Origin of the sequence: Aurantimonas aggregata (genome assembly GCF_010500835.1) — a bacterium.
Classification (GTDB): domain Bacteria; phylum Pseudomonadota; class Alphaproteobacteria; order Rhizobiales; family Rhizobiaceae; genus Aurantimonas; species Aurantimonas aggregata.
The window spans coordinates 35,616-57,394 of sequence record NZ_JAAAMJ010000008.1; the positions used below are offsets into that span (position 1 = coordinate 35,616).

23 protein-coding genes are annotated in these 21,779 nt (G+C 68.4%); 12 read left to right on the plus strand and 11 right to left on the minus strand.

The window, feature by feature from the left end; genetic code table 11:
• Position 1 precedes the first annotated feature (1 nt).
• Positions 2-1,033, minus strand: a complete 1,032-nt coding sequence (locus GTW51_RS12065) for an alpha/beta fold hydrolase (protein WP_343034005.1) — start codon at positions 1,031-1,033, stop codon at positions 2-4.
• Here GTW51_RS12065 and GTW51_RS12070 point away from each other — a divergent pair.
• On the plus strand, positions 1,005-1,814 hold the full coding sequence (locus GTW51_RS12070; RefSeq protein WP_163044184.1) for an exodeoxyribonuclease III: 810 nt from the start codon (positions 1,005-1,007) through the stop codon (positions 1,812-1,814). The genes GTW51_RS12065 and GTW51_RS12070 overlap by 29 nt on opposite strands.
• Before the next feature lie 82 nt (positions 1,815-1,896).
• Positions 1,897-3,087 (plus strand): DUF2235 domain-containing protein, encoded by a 1,191-nt coding sequence (locus GTW51_RS12075; RefSeq protein ID WP_163044185.1) that lies wholly within the window; start codon positions 1,897-1,899, stop codon positions 3,085-3,087.
• Here GTW51_RS12075 and GTW51_RS12080 read toward each other — a convergent pair.
• Positions 3,084-3,539 (minus strand): cyclic nucleotide-binding domain-containing protein, encoded by a 456-nt coding sequence (locus GTW51_RS12080; RefSeq protein WP_163044186.1) that lies wholly within the window; start codon positions 3,537-3,539, stop codon positions 3,084-3,086. The two genes, GTW51_RS12075 and GTW51_RS12080, sit on opposite strands and share 4 nt — an antisense overlap.
• Before the next feature lie 229 nt (positions 3,540-3,768).
• Entirely contained in the window at positions 3,769-4,452 is a 684-nt protein-coding gene (locus GTW51_RS12085) for a response regulator transcription factor (RefSeq protein WP_163044187.1), read from the minus strand.
• Between the two features lie 113 nt (positions 4,453-4,565).
• On the opposite strand from GTW51_RS12085, the gene GTW51_RS12090 reads away from it, so the two are divergent.
• Together GTW51_RS12090 and GTW51_RS12095 are read left to right on the plus strand one after the other, a co-directional pair.
• A complete protein-coding gene (locus GTW51_RS12090) occupies positions 4,566-5,099 on the plus strand; it encodes a L,D-transpeptidase family protein (protein ID WP_163044188.1) in 534 nt (177 codons plus the stop codon).
• A 197-nt stretch (positions 5,100-5,296) separates the two neighbouring features.
• Positions 5,297-7,612, plus strand: a complete 2,316-nt coding sequence (locus tag GTW51_RS12095; protein ID WP_163044189.1) for an FdhF/YdeP family oxidoreductase — start codon at positions 5,297-5,299, stop codon at positions 7,610-7,612.
• Between the two features lie 22 nt (positions 7,613-7,634).
• On the opposite strand, the gene GTW51_RS12100 is transcribed toward GTW51_RS12095, so the two are convergent.
• The 6 genes from GTW51_RS12100 to tsaD all read right to left on the minus strand — a co-directional run bounded on the left by GTW51_RS12100 (position 7,635) and on the right by tsaD (position 11,505).
• The gene (locus tag GTW51_RS12100) at positions 7,635-8,279 is read right to left on the minus strand and encodes a class I SAM-dependent methyltransferase (RefSeq protein WP_163044190.1); all 645 of its coding nucleotides are present in this window, start codon (positions 8,277-8,279) and stop codon (positions 7,635-7,637) included.
• Positions 8,280-8,316: 37 nt separating this feature from the next.
• On the minus strand, positions 8,317-8,541 hold the full coding sequence (locus GTW51_RS12105) for a DUF3072 domain-containing protein (protein WP_163044191.1): 225 nt from the start codon (positions 8,539-8,541) through the stop codon (positions 8,317-8,319).
• A 79-nt stretch (positions 8,542-8,620) separates the two neighbouring features.
• Positions 8,621-9,058 (minus strand): EVE domain-containing protein, encoded by a 438-nt coding sequence (locus GTW51_RS12110; RefSeq protein ID WP_163044192.1) that lies wholly within the window; start codon positions 9,056-9,058, stop codon positions 8,621-8,623.
• A 14-nt stretch (positions 9,059-9,072) separates the two neighbouring features.
• Positions 9,073-9,363: a YciI-like protein gene (locus GTW51_RS12115; protein ID WP_163044193.1), complete on the minus strand. Its 291-nt coding sequence runs from the start codon at positions 9,361-9,363 to the stop codon at positions 9,073-9,075.
• A gap of 76 nt (positions 9,364-9,439) precedes the next feature.
• Entirely contained in the window at positions 9,440-10,420 is a 981-nt protein-coding gene (locus GTW51_RS12120) for an NAD(P)H-dependent glycerol-3-phosphate dehydrogenase (RefSeq protein ID WP_163044194.1), read from the minus strand.
• On the minus strand, positions 10,417-11,505 hold the full coding sequence (gene tsaD / locus GTW51_RS12125; RefSeq protein WP_163044195.1) for a tRNA (adenosine(37)-N6)-threonylcarbamoyltransferase complex transferase subunit TsaD: 1,089 nt from the start codon (positions 11,503-11,505) through the stop codon (positions 10,417-10,419). The genes GTW51_RS12120 and tsaD overlap by 4 nt, the downstream gene beginning before the upstream one ends.
• Before the next feature lie 156 nt (positions 11,506-11,661).
• On the opposite strand from tsaD, the gene hemC reads away from it, so the two are divergent.
• The gene (gene hemC / locus GTW51_RS12130; RefSeq protein ID WP_163044196.1) at positions 11,662-12,618 is read left to right on the plus strand and encodes a hydroxymethylbilane synthase; all 957 of its coding nucleotides are present in this window, start codon (positions 11,662-11,664) and stop codon (positions 12,616-12,618) included.
• A gap of 25 nt (positions 12,619-12,643) precedes the next feature.
• Positions 12,644-13,336, plus strand: a complete 693-nt coding sequence (locus GTW51_RS12135) for a uroporphyrinogen-III synthase (protein ID WP_163044197.1) — start codon at positions 12,644-12,646, stop codon at positions 13,334-13,336.
• Position 13,337: 1 nt separating this feature from the next.
• Here GTW51_RS12135 and GTW51_RS12140 read toward each other — a convergent pair whose 3' ends face one another.
• Positions 13,338-14,702: a hypothetical protein gene (locus GTW51_RS12140; RefSeq protein ID WP_163044198.1), complete on the minus strand. Its 1,365-nt coding sequence runs from the start codon at positions 14,700-14,702 to the stop codon at positions 13,338-13,340.
• Positions 14,703-14,754: 52 nt separating this feature from the next.
• Between GTW51_RS12140 and GTW51_RS12145 the strand changes: the two genes are divergently transcribed.
• The 5 genes from GTW51_RS12145 (at position 14,755) to GTW51_RS12165 (ending at position 19,672) form a co-directional block, all read left to right on the plus strand.
• On the plus strand, positions 14,755-15,873 hold the full coding sequence (locus tag GTW51_RS12145) for a COG4223 family protein (protein ID WP_163044199.1): 1,119 nt from the start codon (positions 14,755-14,757) through the stop codon (positions 15,871-15,873).
• Between the two features lie 9 nt (positions 15,874-15,882).
• The gene (locus tag GTW51_RS12150; RefSeq protein WP_163044200.1) at positions 15,883-17,487 is read left to right on the plus strand and encodes a heme biosynthesis protein HemY; all 1,605 of its coding nucleotides are present in this window, start codon (positions 15,883-15,885) and stop codon (positions 17,485-17,487) included.
• Between the two features lie 127 nt (positions 17,488-17,614).
• On the plus strand, positions 17,615-18,082 hold the full coding sequence (locus GTW51_RS12155) for a tellurite resistance TerB family protein (RefSeq protein ID WP_163044201.1): 468 nt from the start codon (positions 17,615-17,617) through the stop codon (positions 18,080-18,082).
• Between the two features lie 4 nt (positions 18,083-18,086).
• On the plus strand, positions 18,087-18,872 hold the full coding sequence (locus tag GTW51_RS12160; RefSeq protein WP_163044202.1) for a glutamine amidotransferase: 786 nt from the start codon (positions 18,087-18,089) through the stop codon (positions 18,870-18,872).
• 101 nt (positions 18,873-18,973) lie between these two features.
• Entirely contained in the window at positions 18,974-19,672 is a 699-nt protein-coding gene (locus tag GTW51_RS12165; RefSeq protein WP_163044203.1) for an HAD family hydrolase, read from the plus strand.
• Between the two features lie 32 nt (positions 19,673-19,704).
• On the opposite strand, the gene GTW51_RS12170 is transcribed toward GTW51_RS12165, so the two are convergent.
• Positions 19,705-20,913, minus strand: a complete 1,209-nt coding sequence (locus GTW51_RS12170) for an aminotransferase class V-fold PLP-dependent enzyme (RefSeq protein WP_163044204.1) — start codon at positions 20,911-20,913, stop codon at positions 19,705-19,707.
• Between the two features lie 294 nt (positions 20,914-21,207).
• On the opposite strand from GTW51_RS12170, the gene GTW51_RS12175 reads away from it, so the two are divergent.
• The gene (locus GTW51_RS12175; RefSeq protein WP_163044205.1) at positions 21,208-21,714 is read left to right on the plus strand and encodes a GNAT family N-acetyltransferase; all 507 of its coding nucleotides are present in this window, start codon (positions 21,208-21,210) and stop codon (positions 21,712-21,714) included.
• The last annotated feature ends 65 nt before the right edge of the window (positions 21,715-21,779 follow it).

Consider the following 21,779-nt stretch of genomic DNA (forward strand, 5'->3'; position numbering starts at 1 on the left):
GTCAGGCCGCGAAGAAGGCCTCGAGCGAGCGGAGCGTCTCATCGGGCGCTTCCTCGACGATGAAGTGGCCGGCGTCGATGGCATGACCTTCGAGCCGGCCGCACCAGGGCTCCCAGACCTCCAGCGGGTCGTGACCCTCGCCGGCGATGCCGGCCGAACCCCACAGCACCAGTGTCGGCGCCGTGATCCGGCGACCGCGATCCCGGTCCTCCCGGTCGAGCTGCCAGTCGATCGTCGCGCCGGCCCGGTAGTCGTTGCAGGTAGCGGCGATGGTCGTGGGCCTTGCGAAGGCGTGCCGGTATTCGTCCAGCGCGGCGGGGTCGAACGCGTCGAGCGTATTGGTCTTGGTCCAGCTGGCAATCGTGTGATCGAGGAACATCACGGGAGCGGCGCCGATCAGAGTCTCCGGGAAAGGCGCGGGCTGTGCGAGGAACAGCCAGTGATAGACCTTCATCGCTGACGTCGCGTCCATCCGCTCCCAGACCTCCGCCACCGGCACGATGTCCAACACCGCCAGTCTCTCCACCCGCTCCGGCATGTCCAGCGCCATCCGATAGGCGACGCGGGCACCGCGGTCGTGCCCGGCGACGGAGAAGCGCTTGTGGCCAAGCGCCTGCATTACCGCGGCGCAGTCGCGCCCCATCGCGCGCTTGGAGTAAACCAGGTTGTCCGGCGTGGTCGGCGGAGCGGACGAGCGGCCATAGCCGCGCAGATCCGGGATGACGACGGTGAACCGTTCGGCAAGCCGTGGCGCGATGCGGGCCCACATGGCGCCGGTCTGCGGGTAGCCATGCAGCAGGAGGAGCGGCGGGCCGTCCCCGGCGACGCGCACGAAGATGTCGGCGCCGTCGCCGCTGATCGTCTTCGTCTCGAAACCTTCGAACATCCCGGTCACCTTGCCAACGCCTGCGAGCGATGACATCGGCCCCTTGCCGGCGTCGGCAAGGGTTGCGGTATCGCCGGTGCGGCCATAAGCCGGGCAGAACATCAGCCGGACCCCGCCAATGCCCTTTTCCATCGCCACCTGGAACATCAACTCCGTGCGGCTGCGCCTGCCGCTGGTCGAGCGCCTGCTGCGCGACCACGCGCCGGATGTCCTCTGCCTGCAGGAGACCAAGTGCCCTAACGACCAGTTTCCGGAAAAGGCGTTCCGGGCGCTCGGCTATGAGCACATCGCCCTGCACGGGCAGAAGGGCTATCACGGCGTCGCGACGATCTCGCGGGTGCCGTTCGAGGACATCGTACGCCAGGATTTCTGTGCCGTCGGGGACGCACGGCATCTGTCGACGCGGCTGGTGGCCGGCGATCGCCGCATCCGCATCCACAATCTCTACGTCCCGGCGGGCGGCGACGAGCCGGATCCGGCGATCAACCCGAAGTTTCGCCACAAGCTCGATTTCGTCGAGGAGCTGCGGCTGATGAACGCCGAGGCCGAGCCCGGCGTCTCGGCGCTGCTCGTCGGCGACCTCAACATCGCGCCGCTCGAGGCCGATGTCTGGTCGCACAAGCAGCTGCTCAAGGTGGTCTCGCACACGCCGATCGAAACCGAGGGCCTGTTGCGCGCGCAAGGCGAGGGGAACTGGACCGACATGATGCGCCGGCATGTTCCGGAGGGCGAACTCTTCACCTGGTGGAGCTATCGCAACCGCGACTGGACGATCTCCAATCGTGGCCGCCGGCTGGACCATGTCTGGGGCTCGCACGATCTCGCGCCGCAGCTGGAAACCGTCGAGATTCTCAGCGAGGCGCGCAGCTGGGACAGGCCGTCCGACCACGTGCCGGTGATCGCCCGCTTCGCCGACACGCCGGCGTGACCCGCCGCTTGTTGCGGCTATGATCGACATGACGTAGCGTCATTTTCAGGTCGCCGAGGGATGGCGGCGCGGGAGGCCCCGTATGCGCAAGCGCCTGATCGTGTGTTTCGACGGCACCTGGAACAACGCCGACGATATCGACGAAACCGACGAGAGCGGGAAAAGGGCGACCAACGTCCAGCGGATCGCCCGCGCGGTGCGCGGCAACAGCGGCGACATCCAGCAGATCGTCCTCTATCTGCGCGGCGTCGGCTCGACCGGAACGCAGATCGATCGGTTGGTGGCTGGCGCGACCGGCGCAGGGGTCGAAGACAATATCCGCTCCGCCTACATGTTCCTGGCGCAGAACTATCGCCCGGCCCGCAAGGAAGACGGCCATGATGTTCCGGCGGACGAGATTTTCCTGTTCGGCTTTTCGCGCGGCGCCTTCTCGGTGCGGAGCCTCGCCGGCTTCATCTCGAGTGCCGGCCTGCTGAAGCGGCAGCGGCTCGGGGATCTGCGCCGCGCCTGGACCTATTATCGGACGGAGGGAAAGCGATCGTCGAAAGATTTCTGCGAAGTCCACAAGAGCGACTGCCACCACGACCCGGAGATCACCTTCGTCGGGGTCTGGGACACGGTCGGCGCGCTTGGCATTCCCAGGAGCATCGTTGGGCTGCAGCTCGATTCCTCGCACGAGTTCCACGATACGACGCCCTCGAAGATCGTCGCCAACGCCTTTCATGCGCTGGCGATCGACGAATATCGCGACGAGTACGTCCCGACCCTCTGGACCGGCAAGGTGCCGAAGGGCGCCACCGTCGAACAATGCTGGTTCGCCGGTGCGCACTCGGATGTCGGCGGCGGCTATGCCGACCGAACGCTTGCCGATATCCCGCTGGTCTGGATGGCCCGCAAGGCGGAGCAGTGCGGACTGGCGCTGCAATGGCAGGACGAGGATCGGCCGGCCGAGCCGCTCTTGCCGGACGACGCGACCCTCGATCCGCGCGCCCCGCAGCACGAATCGCGCTTCAACTTCTCCCGCAAGGATCGCCTGACGCCGACGATCCGACAGATCCAGGGTGCGGCCTTCAAGACGAGTTTCCTCGAGCGCGCCTATGTGCCGAGCGACGAAAAGGGAAAACCGCTGACGCCGATCAACGAGACGGTCCACCCGTGCGCGGTCAAGCGTTTCGGCAAGAAGGTGGCGGTCGTGCTCGACGACGACGGAGACATCGAGATCATTTCCTACGCGCCGAAAAATCTCGCTGCGGCGCTCAAGAAGACGGTCTAGTCGCGGAAGCGGCCTTCCAGGTCGCCGATGCGGCGGGTCATGTCGGCCAGGTCCTCGCGCAGCCGGGCCTGCAGGCCGTGGGCAAACTCGGGAAATTCCTCGAGCATGCGGCGAAACAGCGGCCGGCCGATGCGGATCAGGTCGCAATCGGTCTCGGCCTTGGCGCTGGCCGGCCGGACGGTTTCGGTGAGCAAAGCGAGTTCGCCGAGAAGGTCGCCAGGTCCGAAGACGCCGATGTGCTTTTCGCGCTCGGGACGCCCGCGGGTCAGGACGACGCTGCCCGTCGCGATGACGAAGCCGGCGTCGGCGCGGGCTGCCTCGCGATAGACGAATTCGCCGGCGCGCAGCCGGCGGTGCTCCGCGCCGAAGGCGAGAAGGCGCAGCTGCTCGGTTTCCAGATCATCGAAAAGGCGGACCTTCCGCAGTACGGCGATGTCGCTTTCCAGGCTCATCTCGTCTGCGACCCGTCCCTCGTTCCTCGCCCGTGCGGCTGCCATCCGTCCCGGACAAAGTCTCGGGTCAAGCGTAGCGGCAACAGCGCATGGTCACCGACAAGCGTCGATGGCGCACGATGCCTGGAATCACAGTGATCGTTAAAAATGAAGATAAGTGCAACGAGGCCGCGGGCGGCGGCATCGCGCTCACGCGCCGATGCTCATGCGGGCAGGGCAGCCACCTGGGTCAGGGGACGAGCTTGTAGCCGCCGGACTCGGTAACGAGGATCCGGGCGTTGGACGGATCCGGCTCGATCTTCTGGCGCAGCCGGTAGACATGGGTCTCCAGCGTGTGGGTGGTGACGCCGGAATTGTAGCCCCATACCTCTTCCAGAAGGATGTCGCGGGTGATCACCCGGCGATCGGCGCGGTAGAGATAGCGGATGATCGCCGTCTCCTTTTCCGTCAGCCGGATCTTGCCGCCCTTGTCGTCGACCAGGAGCTTCTGGCTCGGCTTGAAGACGTAGGGGCCGACCTGGAAGGTCGCATCCTCGCTCTGCTCGTGCTGGCGCAGTTGCGCCCGGATGCGGGCAAGCAGCACGGCGAAGCGGAAGGGCTTGGTGACGTAGTCGTTGGCCCCGGCTTCCAGTCCGAGAATGGTGTCGGAATCGGTGTCCTGGGCGGTGAGGATGATGATCGGCGACTTGAAGCCGCTCTTGCGCAGCACCTTCACCGCTTCGCGCCCGTCCATGTCGGGAAGGCCGACATCCATGACGACCAGATCGATCAGGCCGGCGCGTGCCGTATTGATCGCCCTGGTGGCATTAGGCTCGTTGAGAACCGTGAACTCTTCGTGCAACGCCAGCTGTTCGGCCAGAGTCTGCCGGAGATCGTCGTCGTCATCGACAATGAGAATGCTGCGTGCGCTCATGCGGAGTCGTCGTCCGGTCCTGGTGAGCCGTGCCCTCTGCGAGCCCGGTTGCCTGTAATATTTCGTGAGTGCAGATAGGCGTTTTTCTTCATTCGTCAGGGGGACGGGGACAAATGCGGCCAAAAAATCGTCTGATCGTGGTGCGTCGGGCACCCGGTGCACCGCAGCGAGGGATTCTCTCGGCCGGCAATCTGCGGCTGGCTTGCGCGCTCGGGCGAGCCGGCACGACGATCTTCAAGCGGGAGGGCGACGGTTCGACGCCGGTTGCGACCATAGACCTCATCTCGGCCTGGCACCGGCCCGGCCGGATGCGCTTGCCGGCGACGCGTCTGCCGGTTCGCCGTATCCGCAGCGGCGTCGACGGATGGTGCGACGCACCGACGCATGCCGCCTACAACCGCCCGGTCCGGCTGCCCTTTCCGGCCAGCGCCGAAAGCATGGCGCGGGCGGATAGGCTCTATGATTTCGTCGTGGTGCTCGACTGGAACATGCGGCGCCGGGGGCGCGGTCGTGGCAGCGCGATCTTCCTCCACATTGCCCGACCCGGCTACCCGCCAACCGCCGGCTGCGTCGCGGTTTCGCCGGCCGACATGCAGCGGTTGTCGCCATTCCTTTCGCCCGGGACGCGGCTGCGGGTGGAGCGCTAGATCACGTTCCCGTCAGGCGATCGTGATCGTACCGCACGAGGCAGCCTGAGGCGGCGATCGCTTGCAGTCGAGCAAAACGACCATCGCGAAGCCGGGGGTTACACGTGCAACCGGGGCGCGGTTGCCGAGTTGCGGAAGGAAGCCTCGACGCCAGTTGGGCCGGTACGACGCGCATCGCCATCGAAAGGGACCCCGCCATGGACCGCAGCGAGATCACCGACAAGCCGACGATCGAGCCTTACGACGAGCCGACCGGCGGTTGGGGCTCGGTGAAGTCGCTGGTGTCCCATGCCGCGGGCGAGGGCCTGCTCGCCTCGACGCTGTGGTCGACGCTGCAGAAGCAGAACAAGGCGGATGGCTATGCCTGCGTCTCCTGCTCCTGGGCCAAGCCCGCCAAGCCGCGCGCCTTCGAATATTGCGAAAATGGCGCCAAGGCGACGATCTGGGAGATCACGCCGAAGCGCTGCGACCGCGAGTTCTTCGCCAGGCACCGGGTCAGCGACCTCCTGAACTGGACCGACCACGAGCTGGAGAAGCAGGGCCGGCTCACCACGCCGATGCGCTACGACAAGAGCCTCGACCAATACGTGCCGGTGACGTGGGCCGATGCGTTCCGTGAGATCGGCGCCGAGCTGAACCAGCTCGATCCGACATCGGTGGTCTTCTACGTCTCCGGCCGCGCCTCGCTCGAGGCCTCGCACATGTGGCAGCTGTTCAGCCGGATCTACGGGTCCAACAACCTGCCCGACTCCTCGAACATGTGTCACGAATCGACCTCGGTCGGCCTGCCGGAATCGATCGGCTCGCCGGTGGGCACGGTGACGATCGAGGATTTCGATCAGTGCGACATGATGTTCTTCTTCGGCCACAACACCGGGACGAACGCACCGCGGCTGCTGCACTGGGTGCATGACGCCCGCAAGCGCGGCGTGCCGGTGATCACCTTCAACCCGCTGCCCGAGCGCGGGCTGATGCGCTTCAAGAACCCGCAATCGCCGATCGAGATGCTGAGCCCCGACGAGGGGGTGAAGATGTCGAGCGACTATTTCCAGCTGAATGGCGGCGGCGACATCGCCGCGATGACCGGCATCGGCAAGGCGCTGCTCGACCTCGACGATACGGCGAAGGCCGCCGGCAAGAAGCGCGTCCTCGACACGGCCTTCATCGAGGAGCACTGCCACGATTTTGCAAGCTTCGAGGCCTTCCTGCGCGCCGCCGACTGGGGCGAGATCGAGCGCTGCTCCGGCATGACACGTGACGACCTCGAGCATGTCGCCCGGGTGTATTCCAAGGCCGAGAAGGTCATCGCCAATTACGGCATGGGCCTCACCCAGCACCGGCATGGCATCGAGAACGTGCAGATGCTGGTCAATCTCCTGCTGATGCGCGGCAATATCGGCAAGCCCGGCGCCGGCATCTCGCCGATCCGTGGCCACTCCAACGTCCAGGGCCAGCGCACGGTCGGCATCACCGAGAAGACGGAACTGATTCCCGTCGACAAGTTCGAGGAATTCTACGGGTTCACCGTGCCGAAGGAGAAGGGGCTCGATACGGTCGAGGCCTGCCAGGGCATCATCGACGGGTCGGTGAAAGGGTTCGTTGCGCTCGGCGGCAATTTCTCGCGGGCCGTGCCGGAAACGCGGCTGGTCGAGGAAGCCTGGCCGAAGATGCGCCTCAACGTCCAGATCGCCACCAAGCTGAACCGCAATCATCTGCTGACCTCGGAGGTCACCTACATCCTGCCCTGCCTCGGCCGTATCGAGCGCGACGTGCAGGCGGGCGTCGAGCAGACCGTGTCGATCGAGGATTCGACGGCCTGCATCCATGCCTCCAACGGGATGCGGGAGCCGGCGTCGAAGGAACTCCTGTCCGAGCCGAAGATCGTTGCGGAACTCGCCAAGGCGACGGTGCCGGGACGCTCGACCGTTCCGTGGGACGAATGGGCGGCGGACTACGCCAAGGTGCGCGACGCGATCGAACGCGCCTATCCGAGCGACTTCAAGTACTTCAACCAGCGCTTCCGCCAGCCCGGCGGGTTCCATCGTGACATCGGCGCCTCCAAGCGGGAATGGCGCACGGACACCGGCAAGGCGAACTTCAAGACGCCGGAAGGCTTCGACGTCAATCCCGACATCGACACGCGGCCGCAGGATGTCCTGCAGCTGATGACGGTCCGCTCCAACGATCAGTTCAACACCACCATCTACGGCTATGACGACCGGCTGCGCGGCGTCAGCGGCACGCGGATGGTGATCCTGATGAACGAGGCGGACATGCGCCGGCTGGGCTTGCGCGACGATGACCGCGTCGACGTCGAGACGCATGCCGATGACGGCGTGTCACGGCGCGTCGAGGATTACCGCGTCCACGCCTTCTCTGTGCCGAAGGGCAACGTCGCCGGCTATTATCCGGAGCTGAATGCGCTGATGCCGCTCTGGCACCATTCGCGCCGGGCACACGTGCCGGCCGCGAAGTCGATCCCGGTGCGGCTGATCAAGCGGCCCGCCGCCTGATCGCGAGGCGGGCGGCCAGACGTCAGGCCGACCGCCACCGCCAGACCGAAACTTGTTTGATTTCGGCGTCTTCCAGGGCCCGCGTCACCGGCACCGTGTAGGCCGCGAGGCCTTCGAGGCGATCGCGGGGAAGATAGGCTCGGCCGGGATCGCCGACGAGGACCGTGACGCCACTGCGGACCAGATCGTCGAGCCACGGCGTCAGCCGCTCGGCGAGTTCGCGGTCGAAGAACACGTCGCCGGCCAGGAGCACGTCCGCCGCGACCTTGCCGCCGATCCTGTCGCTGCCGTCAAAGCCGATATCGACGCCGTTCAGGGCGGCGTTGAGCAGGACCGCATCCGCGCAGAACGGGTCGGTGTCGACGGCGGTGACGGACCTCGCACCCGCCAGTGCGGCGGCGATGGCGACGAGACCGGAGCCGGCGGCGAAGTCGATCACGACGCGCCCTGCGACGATCTCCGGATGGTCGAGCACATGGCGCGCCAAGCCTTGGCCGCCGGCCCAGGCAAAGGCCCAGAACGGCGGCGGCAGGCCGATGGAGTCCAACTCGCTCTCGGTCTTCTGCCAGAGGCCGTGGGCCTCGTCGGCGAGATGGAGGCGGATCTCCGGGACGTGCGGCGGGCGGAGGATGGCCGTGTTGGCACGGATGAAGTCGTCGCGCTTCATCCGTGCCGTGGTCCCTTGTAGGTGACGGTGAGGCGGCTCAGCCTTCCGCCTTCACCCGGTCGCTCTCGCCGCGCAGCTTGTCGATCAGGACCGACGCGTCCGCCTTGGAGAGGCCGGCGTCGAGTTCGTGGCCGGTCTCCTCGCAGAGGGTCTTCAGGTAGGAGCCCTGTGCGCCGGTCATCGGCTCGCCGCCGGTGGTCCATTCCGCCGGGTCCTTCTCGGTGTTCGAGGCATTGTCGTTCTTCGGGTCGGGCGTTGCCATGATCGTTCTCCGGAGATGATGTTGTTCCGGAAATGTTCTGCGTCGGTGCTGGTTCCGCCCTGCGACCGAGCAACGCGGCTCAGCCCTTGCCGGCCTTTGCCGGATCGAGCCCACCCATCGCGCAGACCTTCGCGAACTCCTCTTCGGTCACCGGCTGCACCGAGAGTCGCGAATTGTTGACCAGCACCATGTCCTTCAGCGCCGGCTCGGCCTTGGCCGCATCGAGCGTGACCGGGTTCGGCACGTCCATCACCGCCTTCAGGTCCACGCACTCCCATTTGCCGTCCGGGGCAGTGGAATCCGGATGCGCCTCGGCGATCACCTCGACGATGCCGACCACCGCCTTGCCCTCGTTGGAGTGGTAGAAGAAGCCGCGGTCGCCGACCTTCATCTCGCGCATGAAATTGCGCGCCTGATAGTTGCGGACCCCGTCCCATTCCTGGCCCTTGGCGCCGGCCTTCTTCTGCTGGTCGAAGGACCATTTCTCGGGCTCGGACTTGAACAGCCAGTAGCGCATGATCGTGCTCCCGCTCAGCTCGAAGCCGGGTTCTTGATCGCCCAGTTCCAGGGCCGGACGGTGACGGTCGCGAACAGGCCGGCGACGGCGTAGGGGTCGCTATCGGCAATTTCCTTCGCGGCCTCGCGGCTGTCCGCCTCGATCACCACCAGGCTGCCGCAGGGCTTGTCGTTGTCGTCGAGGAACGGGCCGGCGAATTTCAGCGCGTCGCCGAGGTCGTTCAGATGGGCCAGGTGCTCCGCCCGCGTATCCATGCGCAGTTGCAGCGAATTCGGCTTGTCGTCGCAGAGCAGGGCGTAGAGCATCGAATTTTCCTCGGTCAGTTCTGGATAAAGGCGGCCGCATAGCCGCGGCGGCAAGTTAGCGACCCTGGAGCCGGCTTCAATCGAATTCGCGCTTCAGCGGACGCGCTAGGAGCGCCTGTACCGCCTCGCCGACATCCATGCCACCGGCGAGAATCCGCGCGACAGTCGCGATGATCGGCGCATCGATGCCGCGCTCTTCGGCGAGCCGGGCGGCGATGCCGGCCGTGTGGACGCCCTCGGCGAGCTTCAGCCCGGTGCGGTCGTCGCCGCGGCCGAGCGCGATGCCGTAGGCGAAATTGCGCGATTGTGGGCTCGAACAGGTGAGGACGAGGTCGCCGAGCCCCGACAGGCCCATCAGCGTTTCCGGCCGGCCGCCGAGCGCGGCGCCGAGCCGGCGCAATTCGACGAAGCCTCTGGTGATCACCGCCGCCTGCGCCGAGGCGCCGAGGCCGCGCCCGGCAACCGCGCCGGCGGCGAGCGCCAGGACGTTTTTCAGCGCGCCGCCGGCCTCGACGCCGCGCATGTCGGTCGCGGCATAGCCGCGGAACGTGTCGGTCGAGAGCAGCCGCGCGGCTTCGTCGGCTGCCTCGGCCTCGTCGGCGGCGATGGTGACCGCGGTCGGCAGGCCGCGCGCGACGTCGGCCGCAAAGCTCGGGCCGGAGAGGACGGCGAGGCGATGGCCCGGCAGCTCCTCGGCCAGGATGTCGGAGGCGAAGCGTCCGGTATCCTGCTCGATGCCCTTGGAGCAGAGCACGATCAGCTGGTCGCGGCGCAGATGCGGCTTAAGCGCCGTCGTGGCGGTGCGCAGGCTCTGGGTCGGGACCACCAGCAGGACGATCCCGGCATCGCCGAGCGCCGCTTCCGGGTCCAGCGTCGCATTGAGGCCGTCCGGCAGCGTCAGGTCCGGCAGATAGCGCGGATTGCCGTGGTCCTCTTCGATGGCCCGGACGGTCTCCGCATCGCGGCCGAGGAGGGTCACGTCATGGCCGGCCCGGGCGTAGAGGCTGGCGAGCGCGGTGCCCCAGGCGCCGGCGCCGACGATGGCGAAGCGGCTCATGCCTTGGCTCCGCGGCGGCCGAAGCCGACCAGTGGCACGGCCCCAGCGTCGAGCGGCCAGCGCGAGCGCACCGGCGCCTCCAGCCCGTCGACGAGCCCTGCTTCGAAGCGCTCGAGCCCGGCATAGGCGATCATCGCGGCATTGTCGGTGCACAGGGCGGCCGGCGGCGCCACCAGCCTGACACCGGCTTTCGCGGCTTCGGCTTCCAGCGCAGCGCGGATGGCGCGATTGGCGGCGACGCCGCCGGCGACCGCGAGGACCGGGTCGGCGAGGTCGGGGAATTCGGTACGGAAGCGCTCCAATGCCCGGCGGGTGCGGTCGGCGAGGCTGTCGGCGGCGGCCGCCTGGAAGCTGGCGCAGAGATCGGCGACGTCGCCGTCGGACAGGGGCGCCGCGGCTTCCGCAGCCTGGCGGAGTGCTGTCTTCAGCCCGGAGAACGAGAAATCGAGCCGCGCCTCGCCGCGCAGCGGCCGCGGCAGGGCAAAGCGCGTGGCGTCCCCGGCGGCCGCCCTGCGCTCGACATTCGGCCCGCCCGGCTGCGGCAATTGCAGGAGCTTGGCGGTCTTGTCGAAGGCCTCGCCCAGCGCGTCGTCGATCGTCGTGCCCCAGCGCTCGTAGGCGCCGAGGCCACGCACCAGGAGGATTTGGGTGTGGCCGCCGGAGACCAGCAGCAGGAGATAAGGGTAGTCGAGCCGGTCGGTGAGCCGCGGGGTCAGGGCGTGGCCCTCGAGATGGTTCACCGCGATGAAGGGCAGGCCGCGGGCCGCCGCGATCGCTTTGCCGGTCATCGCGCCGACGATCAGGCCGCCGACGAGGCCGGGACCAGTTGTGGCGGCGACCGCAGCGAGATCGCCGAAGCTCAGCCCGGCGTCCGCCATCGCCGCCCGGACGATGCCATCCAGCGCCTCGACATGGGCCCGCGCGGCGATCTCCGGCACGACGCCGCCGAAGGCTGCGTGTTCCGCGACCTGGCTGAGGACGACATTGGCGAGGATCACCGGCGCACCGGAACGGTCGCGGCCAACCACCGCCGCGGCGGTCTCGTCGCAGCTCGTCTCGATGCCGAGGATGGGTGTGGCGGTCATGGCATTCCCTTCGCGCCGCCGTTCTACCGCTTCCGGCGCCAGATGGAAGGCCGTGGGCGCGCTGGCCGCCTGTCGTGATTGATCTTCGCCGCCCCGATCCCCTATGCATGGGGACAAGGCCGCGAGGCCGGCAGGCGGCAGAAGCCGCCGAAAACAATGGACCGGGAGGCTCGCTTGGCGACGGACGGCATCATCCGCATCGGAACACGCGGCAGCCAGCTGGCGCTGGCACAGGCCAGCGAGGTGCGGGCCCTCTTGATGGTCGCGCACGGGCTGCCGTCGGAGCGGTTCGAGGTGACGGTGATCTCCACTTCCGGCGACCGGATCCTCGACCGGCCGCTGTCCGAGGTTGGCGGCAAGGGCCTGTTCACCAAGGAGATCGAGCTGGCGTTGCTCGGCGGCGAGATCGACCTTGCGGTGCATTCGTCGAAGGACATGTCGACGGCGATCCCCGAAGGGCTGGCGATCACCGCCTTCCTGCCCCGCGAGGACGTGCGCGACGCCTTCATCGGGCGCGAGGTCCGGACCATCGACGAACTGCCACACGGCGCGACGGTCGGTTCGGCGTCGCTGCGGCGGCAGTCGCTGCTGATGCGGCTGCGGCCGGACCTCAACGTCATCACCTTCCGCGGCAACGTGCAGAGCCGGCTGCGCAAGCTCGAAGAGGGCCAGGTCGACGCGACGCTGCTGGCGCTCGCCGGGCTGAACCGGCTGGAGATGAGCCATGTCGCGACGGACGTCCTCGACGTCGTGAGCTTTCCGCCGGCGCCTGGGCAGGGCGCGATCTGCATCGAGAGCCGGGCGGGCGACCAGGAGACCGCCGACCTTGTCGCCGCGATCGCCGACCATAGGACCACGGTCGCGCTGACGGCGGAACGGGCCTTCCTTGCCGAACTCGACGGGTCCTGCCGGACGCCGATCGCCGCCCATGCGGAGATGCACGAGGACGGCTCGATGACCCTGCACGGCATGATCCTGACGCCGGACGGCGCCCAGATGCACGAGACGCGGCGGACGGGGCTTGCCGAGGATGCCGAGACGATCGGCCGGATGGCCGGGCGCGACGTATTGGAAGCGGCGGGGCCAGGCTTCTTCGCCGGTTGGGCGAAATGAGCGGAGCCGCCGGTGCGCCCGGCACATGCGTGTCCTGATCCTGCGCGAGCCCGACGCTGCCGCGCGAACGGCGGCGGAACTGACGGCACGCGGCCATGAACCGCTGGTGCTGCCGCTGGAAACCGTCGAGACCCTGGATGCGCCGCCGCCCGACGGCGCCTTTGCCGCCTTCGCGGTCACCAGCGCCCATGCGGTGGCACCGCTTGCGCGGGCTTTTCCGAATGACGGGCGGCCGCTCTTTGCCGTCGGCGAGGCGACCGCCTCGGCCGCCCGCAACGCCGGCTTTCCGGACGTTCGGGTGGCGGGCGGCGCGGCTGATGGCATCGGGGCCCTCGCGGCAGCGACGCTGCCGCACGAATCGACGATTCTCTATGCGGCGGGACGGACCCGCACGGCAACCCTTGAGTCAGGGCTGGCCGAGGCGGGGGTCGGCTGCGCGGTCTGGGAAGTCTATGCCATCCATCCGGTGCGGCCGGACGCGACGACGGTCCGCCGGGTGATCGCGGGGCGCGCGCCCGACGGCGTTCTGGTGCTGTCGGTGGGGCAGGCGACGGCGCTTGCCAGGCTCTGCCGCGCCCTGCCGGATGCCTTCTCGCCATTGCCTTTGGTACTCGTGCTGTCGGAGCGGATCGCGGCGGCGCTGCCGGCGGAACTTCGCCGCCGCGCGCGTATTTCGTCCGACAGGAGCCTTACGTCGCTTTTCGAATGGCTCGGCTAACCTAGTTTCTGCCCTGAAGAGACCGCTGCTTGCGCGACCGGTGCGAATGAAGGACCAATGAGGGCGCGGTGCGCCGGGGTGGTTCGGACCCGCGCAGCCGCCCGTCCGGCGAGAATGGAGCTAAATCGATGACCAACCGTCCCCGGCGCTCGAAGCCGAGCAAGACGCGCGGCCAGACGATCGACCTGAAGGCTGAACCAGTGACAGACGGCGACAAGAACAAGCCTGCCAGCGGAACGGCAGACGAAGCCAAGAGCGCGACGGCTGCGCCGGCTGCCCAGGCCAAGCCGGGCGCGGCGCCGTCCCCTTCGGCATCGTCCAGCACCAAACCCGCCGCAGCTTCCGCTGCCGCCGGGTTGAGTTCGGCCAGCGGCAAGAGCGGCTCGTCGTCCGCCGTCAAGTACACCTCGACGAAGGCCAGCGACAGCAAGGCCAGCGACAGCAAGGCCAACGACAGCAAGGGCAGCGGGACCGTGGCGGCGTTCGCCGCCGAGGAGGGCCTCGCCCCCGACGCACCGCATCCGCCGAAATCCGCCGAGGCGGACAAGAAGCCGGCCGCCGGCGCCGCTGATACAAAGCCAGCCGAGGGCGACGACGCCAAGCCTGCAACGACGGTCGGCGCATCGGGCACCGTCCCCGCCACCGTTCGCGGCGTCGCGCCCAGCATCGGCGGGACCTCGGCAGTGAGTGCGACGTCGTCTGCCGGATCCTCGGTACCCAAACAGCCGGCCACCCCGACAGGCGCGCCGGCCGTGGCGGGCACCACGCCGGGCCATGCCGCGGCCTCTGCCGGATCGAGCACGAGTGGCGGAGCCGCTTCCGCCGGCTCCGGCACCGGCGGTGCCAAGCCTGCCAGTGCAGCGGCTTCCGGTGCCGCCACGAGCGGTGCCAAGTCCGCCAACCTGCCGGCATCGAGCACGAGCGGCGCATCGGCGACCGCCGGTACGAGCAGTGCCAAGTCAGCTGGCGCGCCGGCTTCGGGCCCTTCCACGCCTGCTTCGTCCAGCGCAGCTTCGCCCGCTAGCGCCGCCAAGTCCGGCGCATCCTCGGCGACGCCGTCCGCCAGCGCTTCGGGATCGTCGGCCAGCGCATCTGGCAGCGCCGGCTCGGCGCGGCCGTCGGGTTCGTCTTCCCCGGTCGGTGCTGCGAGGGATGCGGGAACCTCTGGCGCGGCTCCGACCAGCACGACGTCTCCAAAATCAGCGACGACGGACGCAGGCGCAGGGGCGCCCGCCACCGTCGGCTCGGCCTCCGGCGGCTCGGCATCGTCCGGTGCCTCTCGCCCGGCGGCGACGCCCACTCCGGCCCGTGCCGCCGATCCGGCCAAGACCGGCGGCGGCTTCGGCACGGCGCTCGCGGCAGGCATTGTCGGCGCGCTCATCGCCCTTGGCGGCGGCGCGGCGCTGCAGGCAGCGGGCGTGCTGCCGTCCCTCGGCGAGGCCGAACAGGGTGAGCAGGTCGCTTCCGTCACGCCAGAACAGTTCGAGGCGCTGAACGGCGAAGTGACGACGCTGCGCCAGCAGATGGACGGCGCCGACGCGGCGCCCGCCGTCGAGGGCCTGGCCACGACCGAACAGTTCACCGCGCTGGGCCAGCGGCTCGACGGGCTCGAGCAGTCCACCACAGCTGGTTCGCAGCAGGCCAGCGAGGCTGCCGCCGCCGCGCAGCAGGCTGCGGACGGCGCCGGCGAGACTGCCACCGCGGCGCAGGAAACGGCCACCGCGGCGCAGGAAGCCGCCAGCAGCGCACAGCAGGCAGCCGACGCCGCACAAGAGACCGCGACGGCCGCGCAGGAAACTGCCAACACGGCCAATTCGGCGTCCACTGCCGCCCAGGAAACGGCGACCCAGGCCCGCGACACCGCCGCGGCCGCGCAGGAAGCCGCCGAGCAGGCCGGTGCCCGCATCGACGGCGCGCTCGCCGGCTTCGACGATCGGCTGGCGGCCATGGAACAACGCAACCGCCGGGCCGACTCCGCACTGGCCGCGGCGAATCTGAAATCCGCCATCGATCGTGGCGGCCCGTTCATGGGCGAGCTCGAAACCTATGCGCAGTCGACGGAAGCCGGCGGCTCGACGGATGCGCTGCGCGAATTCGCCGCCGACGGTGTCCCTTCGGTCGCGGCGCTGACGGCCGCGTGGCCCACCGTCGAGGGTCGGATCGCGGACGCGCTGCGTCCCGCCGAGCCGGATGCGCCGGTCGGCGAGCAGCTGCTGACCGGCCTGCGCTCGCTGGTCCAGGTGCGCCCTGCCGGGCCCGCGCCCGCCAGCGAGCCGGGACCGGCGGCGGCGCTGTCGCGGCTCGACGCGGCGATCACCAACGGCGATCTCGCTGCCTGGCAGACGGAGTGGGAGGCATTGCCGCAGCCGGCGAAGGACGCCAGCGCGGATTTCGCCGAAGATGTCGCGGCCCGGGTTGCCGCCGACCGCATCGTGTCGGAAACGCTGGCTGCGGCGCCTGCCGCTGCGGCCGGCGAAGGCGAGGGCGAGGCCACGCCGGCGGCGGAAGAGCCCGCCGCCACGGAAAATCAGGGCTAAGGAACGGACATGCTGCGAATCCTCGCCTTCCTTCTCGTCGTTCTCGCCGCCGGCATGGGGTTTGCCTGGCTGGCCGACAATCCCGGCCAGGTCAGCTTCGTTTGGCAGGGCCAGCAGGCCGACATGAGCCTGATGGTCTTCATCATCGCGCTCGGGCTGCTGCTTGCCGCGGTGCTTCTGCTCGTCTGGCTGGTCAGCGCGTTCTTCAAGACGCCCGGTGCGATTGGCCACTGGTGGAACACCCGGCGCCGCGACCGCGGCTACGAGGCGCTGTCGACCGGCATCATCGCGGCCGGCGCCGGCGATGCGGTGCTGGCGCGGCGGATGACCAAGCGCAGCAACAAGTTGCTCGACGTCCAGAAGGAGCCGCTGATCCGCTTCCTCGACGCCCAGACGGCGATGATCGAGGGCGATCACGCGCGCGCCCGCTCGACCTTCGAGCACATGGAGCGAGACCCGGAAACGCGCCTGCTGGCGCTGCGCGGCCTGTTCCTCGAAGCCGAACGCGTCGGCGACGAGGGTGCGGCGCGCCATTATGCCGAGCGGGCGGTGCGCATCGCGCCGCATGTGCCCTGGGCCGGCGGCGCCGTGCTGGAATCGAAGTCGCTGGCCGGCGACTGGAACGGCGCGCTGGAAATCCTCGAGGCGCAGAAGAATACACGGCTGATCGACCGCGACGAGTCCAAGCGGCTGCGCGCCGTGCTGCTGACCGCCAAGGCGATGGGCGCGGCCGAAGGTGATCCGGAAACCGCCCGCACGGCCGGCGTCGAGGCGCACAAGCTGGCGCCGGATCTGGTGCCGGCCGGCCTCGTCGCCGCGCAGGCGCTGTTCAGGCTGGGCGACCTTCGCCGCGGCTCGAAGATTCTCGAGACCAGCTGGACCAGCAATCCGCATCCGGAAATCGCCGAGGCGTATGTGCACGCCCGCCCGGGCGACTCGCCCGCCGACAGGCTGAAGCGCGCGCAGAAGCTGCACGGGCTTCGCGCGGGTCATGTCGAGGCAGAGACCTGCCTGGCGCGGGCAGCGCTCGATGCCGGCGACCTCAGGCTGGCGCGTTCATCCGCGCTGGCCGCGGTTGAAGCGGAGCCGCGCGAGAGCGTCTACCTGCTCCTGGCGGATATCGAGGAGGAAGACACCGGCGAAATCGGCCGGGTGCGGGAATGGCTCGCCCGCGCGATCCGCGCGCCGCGCGATCCGGCATGGACCGCCGACGGCCTCGTTGCCGAGCATTGGGCGCCGATCTCGCCGGTGACCGGCCGGCTCGACGCCTTCCAGTGGAAGGTGCCGGTCGAGCGTATCGCCGCTGACGACGGTCCGATGATCGAGGCGCAGGCCGGCGATCGTGCGAAGACGATCGAGGCGGGGCACGAGCCGCCCGTTACCCCGGTGACGCCGCCGGTGATGCCCGTCCCCGCCAGCACCGTGGCGGCCGAAAACCCCGCATCCGAGCCGGCGCCGGCGAAGCCGGAAGCCGGTGCTTCGACCGAGCCGTCGTCGAACGGTTCCGGCAAGCACATGCCTGCCGCCAATACGGGAACGGTCGAGCCCGCCAGCGGGCAGAAGAAGCCAGACGCCCTCACCGAAGAAGAACGCAAGGAAGCCCGCTTCGCATGACGGCGCAGCGTGCTGTCCGCCCGACCACGCCGGATTGTCCGTCGCCGCTCCGCGCGGCAGCCGGCTTGCGGGCAGCGCCCGTCATGCTCACATGCGGCGCCCACGGCCGGCGGGCCAGCGAGGAATGATGTTCGACAGCTTTCGGGAATTCATCCGGTCGATCGGGACCGACGACACGTCAAGCGACGATCGCGGCGCCGATGACGTGCGGGTCTCCGCGGCGGCGCTGCTCTATCATGTCATCGATGCCGACGGGATCGTGACGGATGGCGAGCGGGAGCGCCTGCATGCCGTGCTGGCCGAGGAATTCGGCCTGTCGTCGGGCGAGACGAAGCGGATCGTCGCGGCCGGCGAGGCGGCCGATGCCGAGGCCGTGGATCTCTACCGATTCACCTCGGTGCTGAAGGCAGAGCTCGACGAGGACCGGCGCGTGCGGTTCATCGAGCTTCTGTGGGAAGTGACGTATGTCGACGGGTCGGTTCACGAGTTGGAGGACAACGTGATCTGGCGGATCGCCGAGCTTCTTGGCGTCTCCACCAGGGACCGGATGTTGATGAAACGGGAGGCAGCGAACCGGAGCGGGAATCCCGACTGACGCCATGGCCTTTCAGGATACGGACAACAGCGCGCCCAATGCCGTCGAGACGAGCACGGCCAAACACAATTACCGCCTCGACGGCGCGGACCCGCGACCGATCCTCGTCGTGCTGCACCAAGAGACGTCGACCCCCGGCCGCGTCGGCCAGGTGCTCGAGCAGCATGGCGTCCGGCTGGACATCAGGCGGCCGGTGATGGGCGACACGCTGCCCGACACGCTCGAGGCGCATCGCGGCGCTATCGTCTTCGGCGGCCCGCCCAGCGCCAACGACACCGATGCGCATCTGGTCCGCGAAGTCGAGTGGATGGACGTGCCGCTGCGCGAGGAGACCCCGTTTCTCGGTATCTGCCTCGGGGCCCAGATGCTCGCCAAGCATCTTGGGGCGAATGTCGGGCCGCACCCGGAGGGCCTGGCCGAAGTCGGCTACTATCCGCTGCGCCCGACCACGGAGGGCCGGCTCTTGATGCCGCACTGGCCGGACATGGTCTATCAATGGCACCGCGAGGGGTTCGAGCTGCCGCGTGGCGCGCATCGGCTTGCCGAAGGCGACTGGTATCCGAACCAGGCCTTCAGCTACGGCAAGGCCGCCTACGGCGTGCAGTTCCACGCCGAGCTGACGCTGGCGATGATGCATCGCTGGACGACGCGCGGCCACGAGCGGCTCAACCTCGCCGGGGCACAGGGCCGGCGCCAGCATTTCGACGGCCGAGCGGTTTACGACGCGCCTGTGCGCCGCTGGCTGGAAGAGTTCCTGGCGCGGGTCTTCGGTCAGCCGAAGAACTCGTAGACGCCGCCGTCGCGAATAGTCGATCCACCAGCTCTCTTGAACTGCTGCCCGTCGAGCGTGTATCGGCTTCTGCCCGAATATCGGCAGGCAGGAGCCATACGATGCGCCGGCTGACCACGATCGGCTTCGATGCCGACGACACGCTCTGGGAGAACGAGCAGTTCTTCCAGCTGACCGAAGCGCGGTTCCGGGAGATCCTTTCGCCGCATGCCGATGGCGCGCATGTGTCGGAGCGGCTGCTGGCCGCGGAACGGCGCAACCTTGCCCATTACGGATTCGGCATCAAGGGCTTCGTCCTGTCGATGATCGAGACGGCGCTCGACATCACCGCCGACAGAGCCGGACCGGAGACCATACGGCAGATCCTCGATGCCGGACGGGAGATGATGGCGCATCCGGTGGAGACCCTGCCGGACGCCGAAGCGACGCTGGCGGGGCTCGTCGGACGCTACCGGGTCGTCCTCATCACCAAGGGCGACCTCTTCGACCAAGAGCGCAAGCTCGCGGCCTCCGGGCTCGGCGGGTATTTCGACGCGGTGGAGATCGTCAGCGACAAGAATGCCGCGACCTACCAGCGGGTCTTCGACCGGCATGGCGACGGGCCGGACCGGGCGATGATGATCGGCAATTCGCTGAAGTCGGACGTGCTGCCGGCGATCGCCGCCGGCAGCGTCGGTGTGCATGTTCCGCACACGCTGACCTGGGTGGTCGAGCACGCCGAGGCGCCGGTCGGCGAGACGCTGTTCCGGCAGGTCGAGCGGCTGGGCGCCATCCCGTCGCTGCTCGCCGAGTTCGACTGATCGCGCCCGAGCCTAGAGCGGGACGGACGCCGCTATTCGGCGGCCTCGCGGCTCTCGGCGCCAGCAGCGTGGCGTTCGCGGTAATAGGCCTGCGCCGCCGCGACGCCCGAGCCGAGTTCGATGCGGGCACCGGCATCGGCCAGCGCCATCTCGGCCGAGGCGAGGGCGGCAAGGCACATCACCTCGTTGAGATCGCCCAGATGGCCGATACGGAACACCTTGCCGGAGAGCCGGGCAAGACCCGAACCGAAGGAGGTGTTGTAGCGCTCATAGGCGATCTTCAGCACCGCGTTGGCATCGACGCCCTCCGGCACGCGGATCGCCGTGACCGTATCGGAGTGCCATTGCGGCGCGACGGCCTGCAGCTTGAGGCCCATGCCCGCGACGCCGCGGCGCACGCCTTCGGCCAGCCGGTGGTGGCGGGCGAAGACGTTCTCCAGCCCCTCCTCGAAGAGCATGTCGAGCGCCGTGCGCAGGCCGTGGAAGAACTGCGTCGGCGGCGTGTAGGGAAAATAGCCGTTGTCGTTGTTGGTGATCATGTCGGCGAAGGAGAAATAGCAGCGGTCCATCTTCGGCCGGTTGTCGCGGCTGGCCGCCAGCGCCTTCTCGGAGACCGACAGGAACGACAGGCCGGCCGGCAGCATGAAGCCCTTCTGCGAGCCGGCAACGGCCAGATCGACGCCCCATTCGTCCTGGCGGAAATCGATCGAGGCGATGGAGGAGACGCCGTCGACGAAGATCATCGCCGGATGCGAATGCGCGTCGAGCAGCTTGCGCACGCCTGCGACGTCCGAGGTGACGCCGGTGGCGGTCTCGTTGTGGGTGACGAAGACGGCGCGGATCTCGTGGTCGCGGTCGGCGGCGATGGCCTTCTCGTAATCATCGAGCGGCACGCCGGCGCCCCATTCGACGTCGATGATCGTCGCGTCCAGCCCCAGGCGCACGGCCATGTCGCACCACAGATGCGAGAACTGGCCGAAGCGCGACATCAGCACCTTGTCGCCGCGCGCCAGCGTGTTCTGGATGGCGGCTTCCCAGGCGCCCGTGCCCGAGGATGGGTACATGAAGACGCGGCCCTTCTCGTTGCGAAAGGCGGTCTTGAGGTCCCTGAACAGCGGCAGCGTCAGCGACGGGAAGTCCGGCGCGCGCTGGTCCTCCATCGGCACGTTCATTGCCCGGCGCACCCGGTCGGGAACGTTGGTCGGACCTGGAATGAACAGATGTCGTGTTCCGTGCGGCATGGAAAACCTCCCCGTTATGGCCCATCGGCCTTTGAGTCAGAGGTGCCCGCACTGACCGTTTTCCGGGTTTTGTAACCGGCGCGGCGCCTTAGGTAAAATCGTAATTTCTGCGACGGCAATAAATTTTTCTTATTGTCGCTATTGTCCCGGATGGCACCCACCAGAGCGAAATCCGGGGAGAACTCCGCCTCCGAGTCTCCCGTCCGTCACGCGATCTTGATTGTCCGGGCGATAGCCCGTTCAGTTTTTCTCGCAGAGAGTGGAGCGGAACAGGCGGAATATGGTTAACGATCGATGACCACCGTTGTTGCCGAGATCCGGTTCGCCGAAAGTCGTGACGCTGCAGCTCTCGCCGCAGTGCACGAGGCTGCCTGGAGCGGCGCCTATCGCGGCATCATCCCGCATCGCTGCCTGAACCAGATGATCGGTCGCCGGCATGCCTGCTGGTGGTCCCGTGCCGTGCGCAACGGCGCCGGGATCCTGGTCGTCGATTTCGGCGGCGAGACGGTCGGCTACGCAACGATCGGCCGAAACCGTACCAGTGCGCTCAGGGCCGAGGGCGAGATCTACGAGATCTACCTGAAACCGGAATATCAGGGCCTGGGTTTCGGCAGCCGGCTGTTTGCTTCCGCCCGTAGCCTGCTTGCCGATCGTGGCTTCAGCGGTCTCGTCGTCTGGGCGCTGGCGGAGAACGACACGGCGGTGAGTTTCTACCGCAGTCTCGGCGGCTCGGACATTGCCGAAGGCGGCGAAAGCTTCGACGGACGCCATCTCGCCAAGATCGCCTTCTCCTGGAACTGACGGTGCGCGCCTCGGCGCGGCCAGCCGCGCATATTGCGCCGCAAAGCGCCAGCCGGTAAGCAGCC

Bases quoted from the DNA above. Each gene is read 5' to 3' on its own strand.
- GTW51_RS12070 (WP_163044184.1), top strand. From the start codon at position 1,005: ATGCCCTTTTCCATCGCCACCTGGAACATCAACTCCGTGCGGCTGCGC.
- GTW51_RS12065 (WP_343034005.1), bottom strand. From the start codon at position 1,033: ATGTTCCAGGTGGCGATGGAAAAGGGCATTGGCGGGGTCCGGCTGATG.
- GTW51_RS12075 (WP_163044185.1), top strand. From the start codon at position 1,897: ATGCGCAAGCGCCTGATCGTGTGTTTCGACGGCACCTGGAACAACGCC.
- GTW51_RS12080 (WP_163044186.1), bottom strand. From the start codon at position 3,539: ATGAGCCTGGAAAGCGACATCGCCGTACTGCGGAAGGTCCGCCTTTTC.
- GTW51_RS12085 (WP_163044187.1), bottom strand. From the start codon at position 4,452: ATGAGCGCACGCAGCATTCTCATTGTCGATGACGACGACGATCTCCGG.
- GTW51_RS12090 (WP_163044188.1), top strand. From the start codon at position 4,566: ATGCGGCCAAAAAATCGTCTGATCGTGGTGCGTCGGGCACCCGGTGCA.
- GTW51_RS12095 (WP_163044189.1), top strand. From the start codon at position 5,297: ATGGACCGCAGCGAGATCACCGACAAGCCGACGATCGAGCCTTACGAC.
- GTW51_RS12100 (WP_163044190.1), bottom strand. From the start codon at position 8,279: ATGAAGCGCGACGACTTCATCCGTGCCAACACGGCCATCCTCCGCCCG.
- GTW51_RS12105 (WP_163044191.1), bottom strand. From the start codon at position 8,541: ATGGCAACGCCCGACCCGAAGAACGACAATGCCTCGAACACCGAGAAG.
- GTW51_RS12110 (WP_163044192.1), bottom strand. From the start codon at position 9,058: ATGCGCTACTGGCTGTTCAAGTCCGAGCCCGAGAAATGGTCCTTCGAC.
- GTW51_RS12115 (WP_163044193.1), bottom strand. From the start codon at position 9,363: ATGCTCTACGCCCTGCTCTGCGACGACAAGCCGAATTCGCTGCAACTG.
- GTW51_RS12120 (WP_163044194.1), bottom strand. From the start codon at position 10,420: ATGAGCCGCTTCGCCATCGTCGGCGCCGGCGCCTGGGGCACCGCGCTC.
- tsaD (WP_163044195.1), bottom strand. From the start codon at position 11,505: ATGACCGCCACACCCATCCTCGGCATCGAGACGAGCTGCGACGAGACC.
- hemC (WP_163044196.1), top strand. From the start codon at position 11,662: ATGGACCGGGAGGCTCGCTTGGCGACGGACGGCATCATCCGCATCGGA.
- GTW51_RS12135 (WP_163044197.1), top strand. From the start codon at position 12,644: ATGCGTGTCCTGATCCTGCGCGAGCCCGACGCTGCCGCGCGAACGGCG.
- GTW51_RS12140 (WP_163044198.1), bottom strand. From the start codon at position 14,702: ATGCCTGCCGCGAGCGCCGTGCCGAAGCCGCCGCCGGTCTTGGCCGGA.
- GTW51_RS12150 (WP_163044200.1), top strand. From the start codon at position 15,883: ATGCTGCGAATCCTCGCCTTCCTTCTCGTCGTTCTCGCCGCCGGCATG.
- GTW51_RS12155 (WP_163044201.1), top strand. From the start codon at position 17,615: ATGTTCGACAGCTTTCGGGAATTCATCCGGTCGATCGGGACCGACGAC.
- GTW51_RS12160 (WP_163044202.1), top strand. From the start codon at position 18,087: ATGGCCTTTCAGGATACGGACAACAGCGCGCCCAATGCCGTCGAGACG.
- GTW51_RS12165 (WP_163044203.1), top strand. From the start codon at position 18,974: ATGCGCCGGCTGACCACGATCGGCTTCGATGCCGACGACACGCTCTGG.
- GTW51_RS12170 (WP_163044204.1), bottom strand. From the start codon at position 20,913: ATGCCGCACGGAACACGACATCTGTTCATTCCAGGTCCGACCAACGTT.
- GTW51_RS12175 (WP_163044205.1), top strand. From the start codon at position 21,208: ATGACCACCGTTGTTGCCGAGATCCGGTTCGCCGAAAGTCGTGACGCT.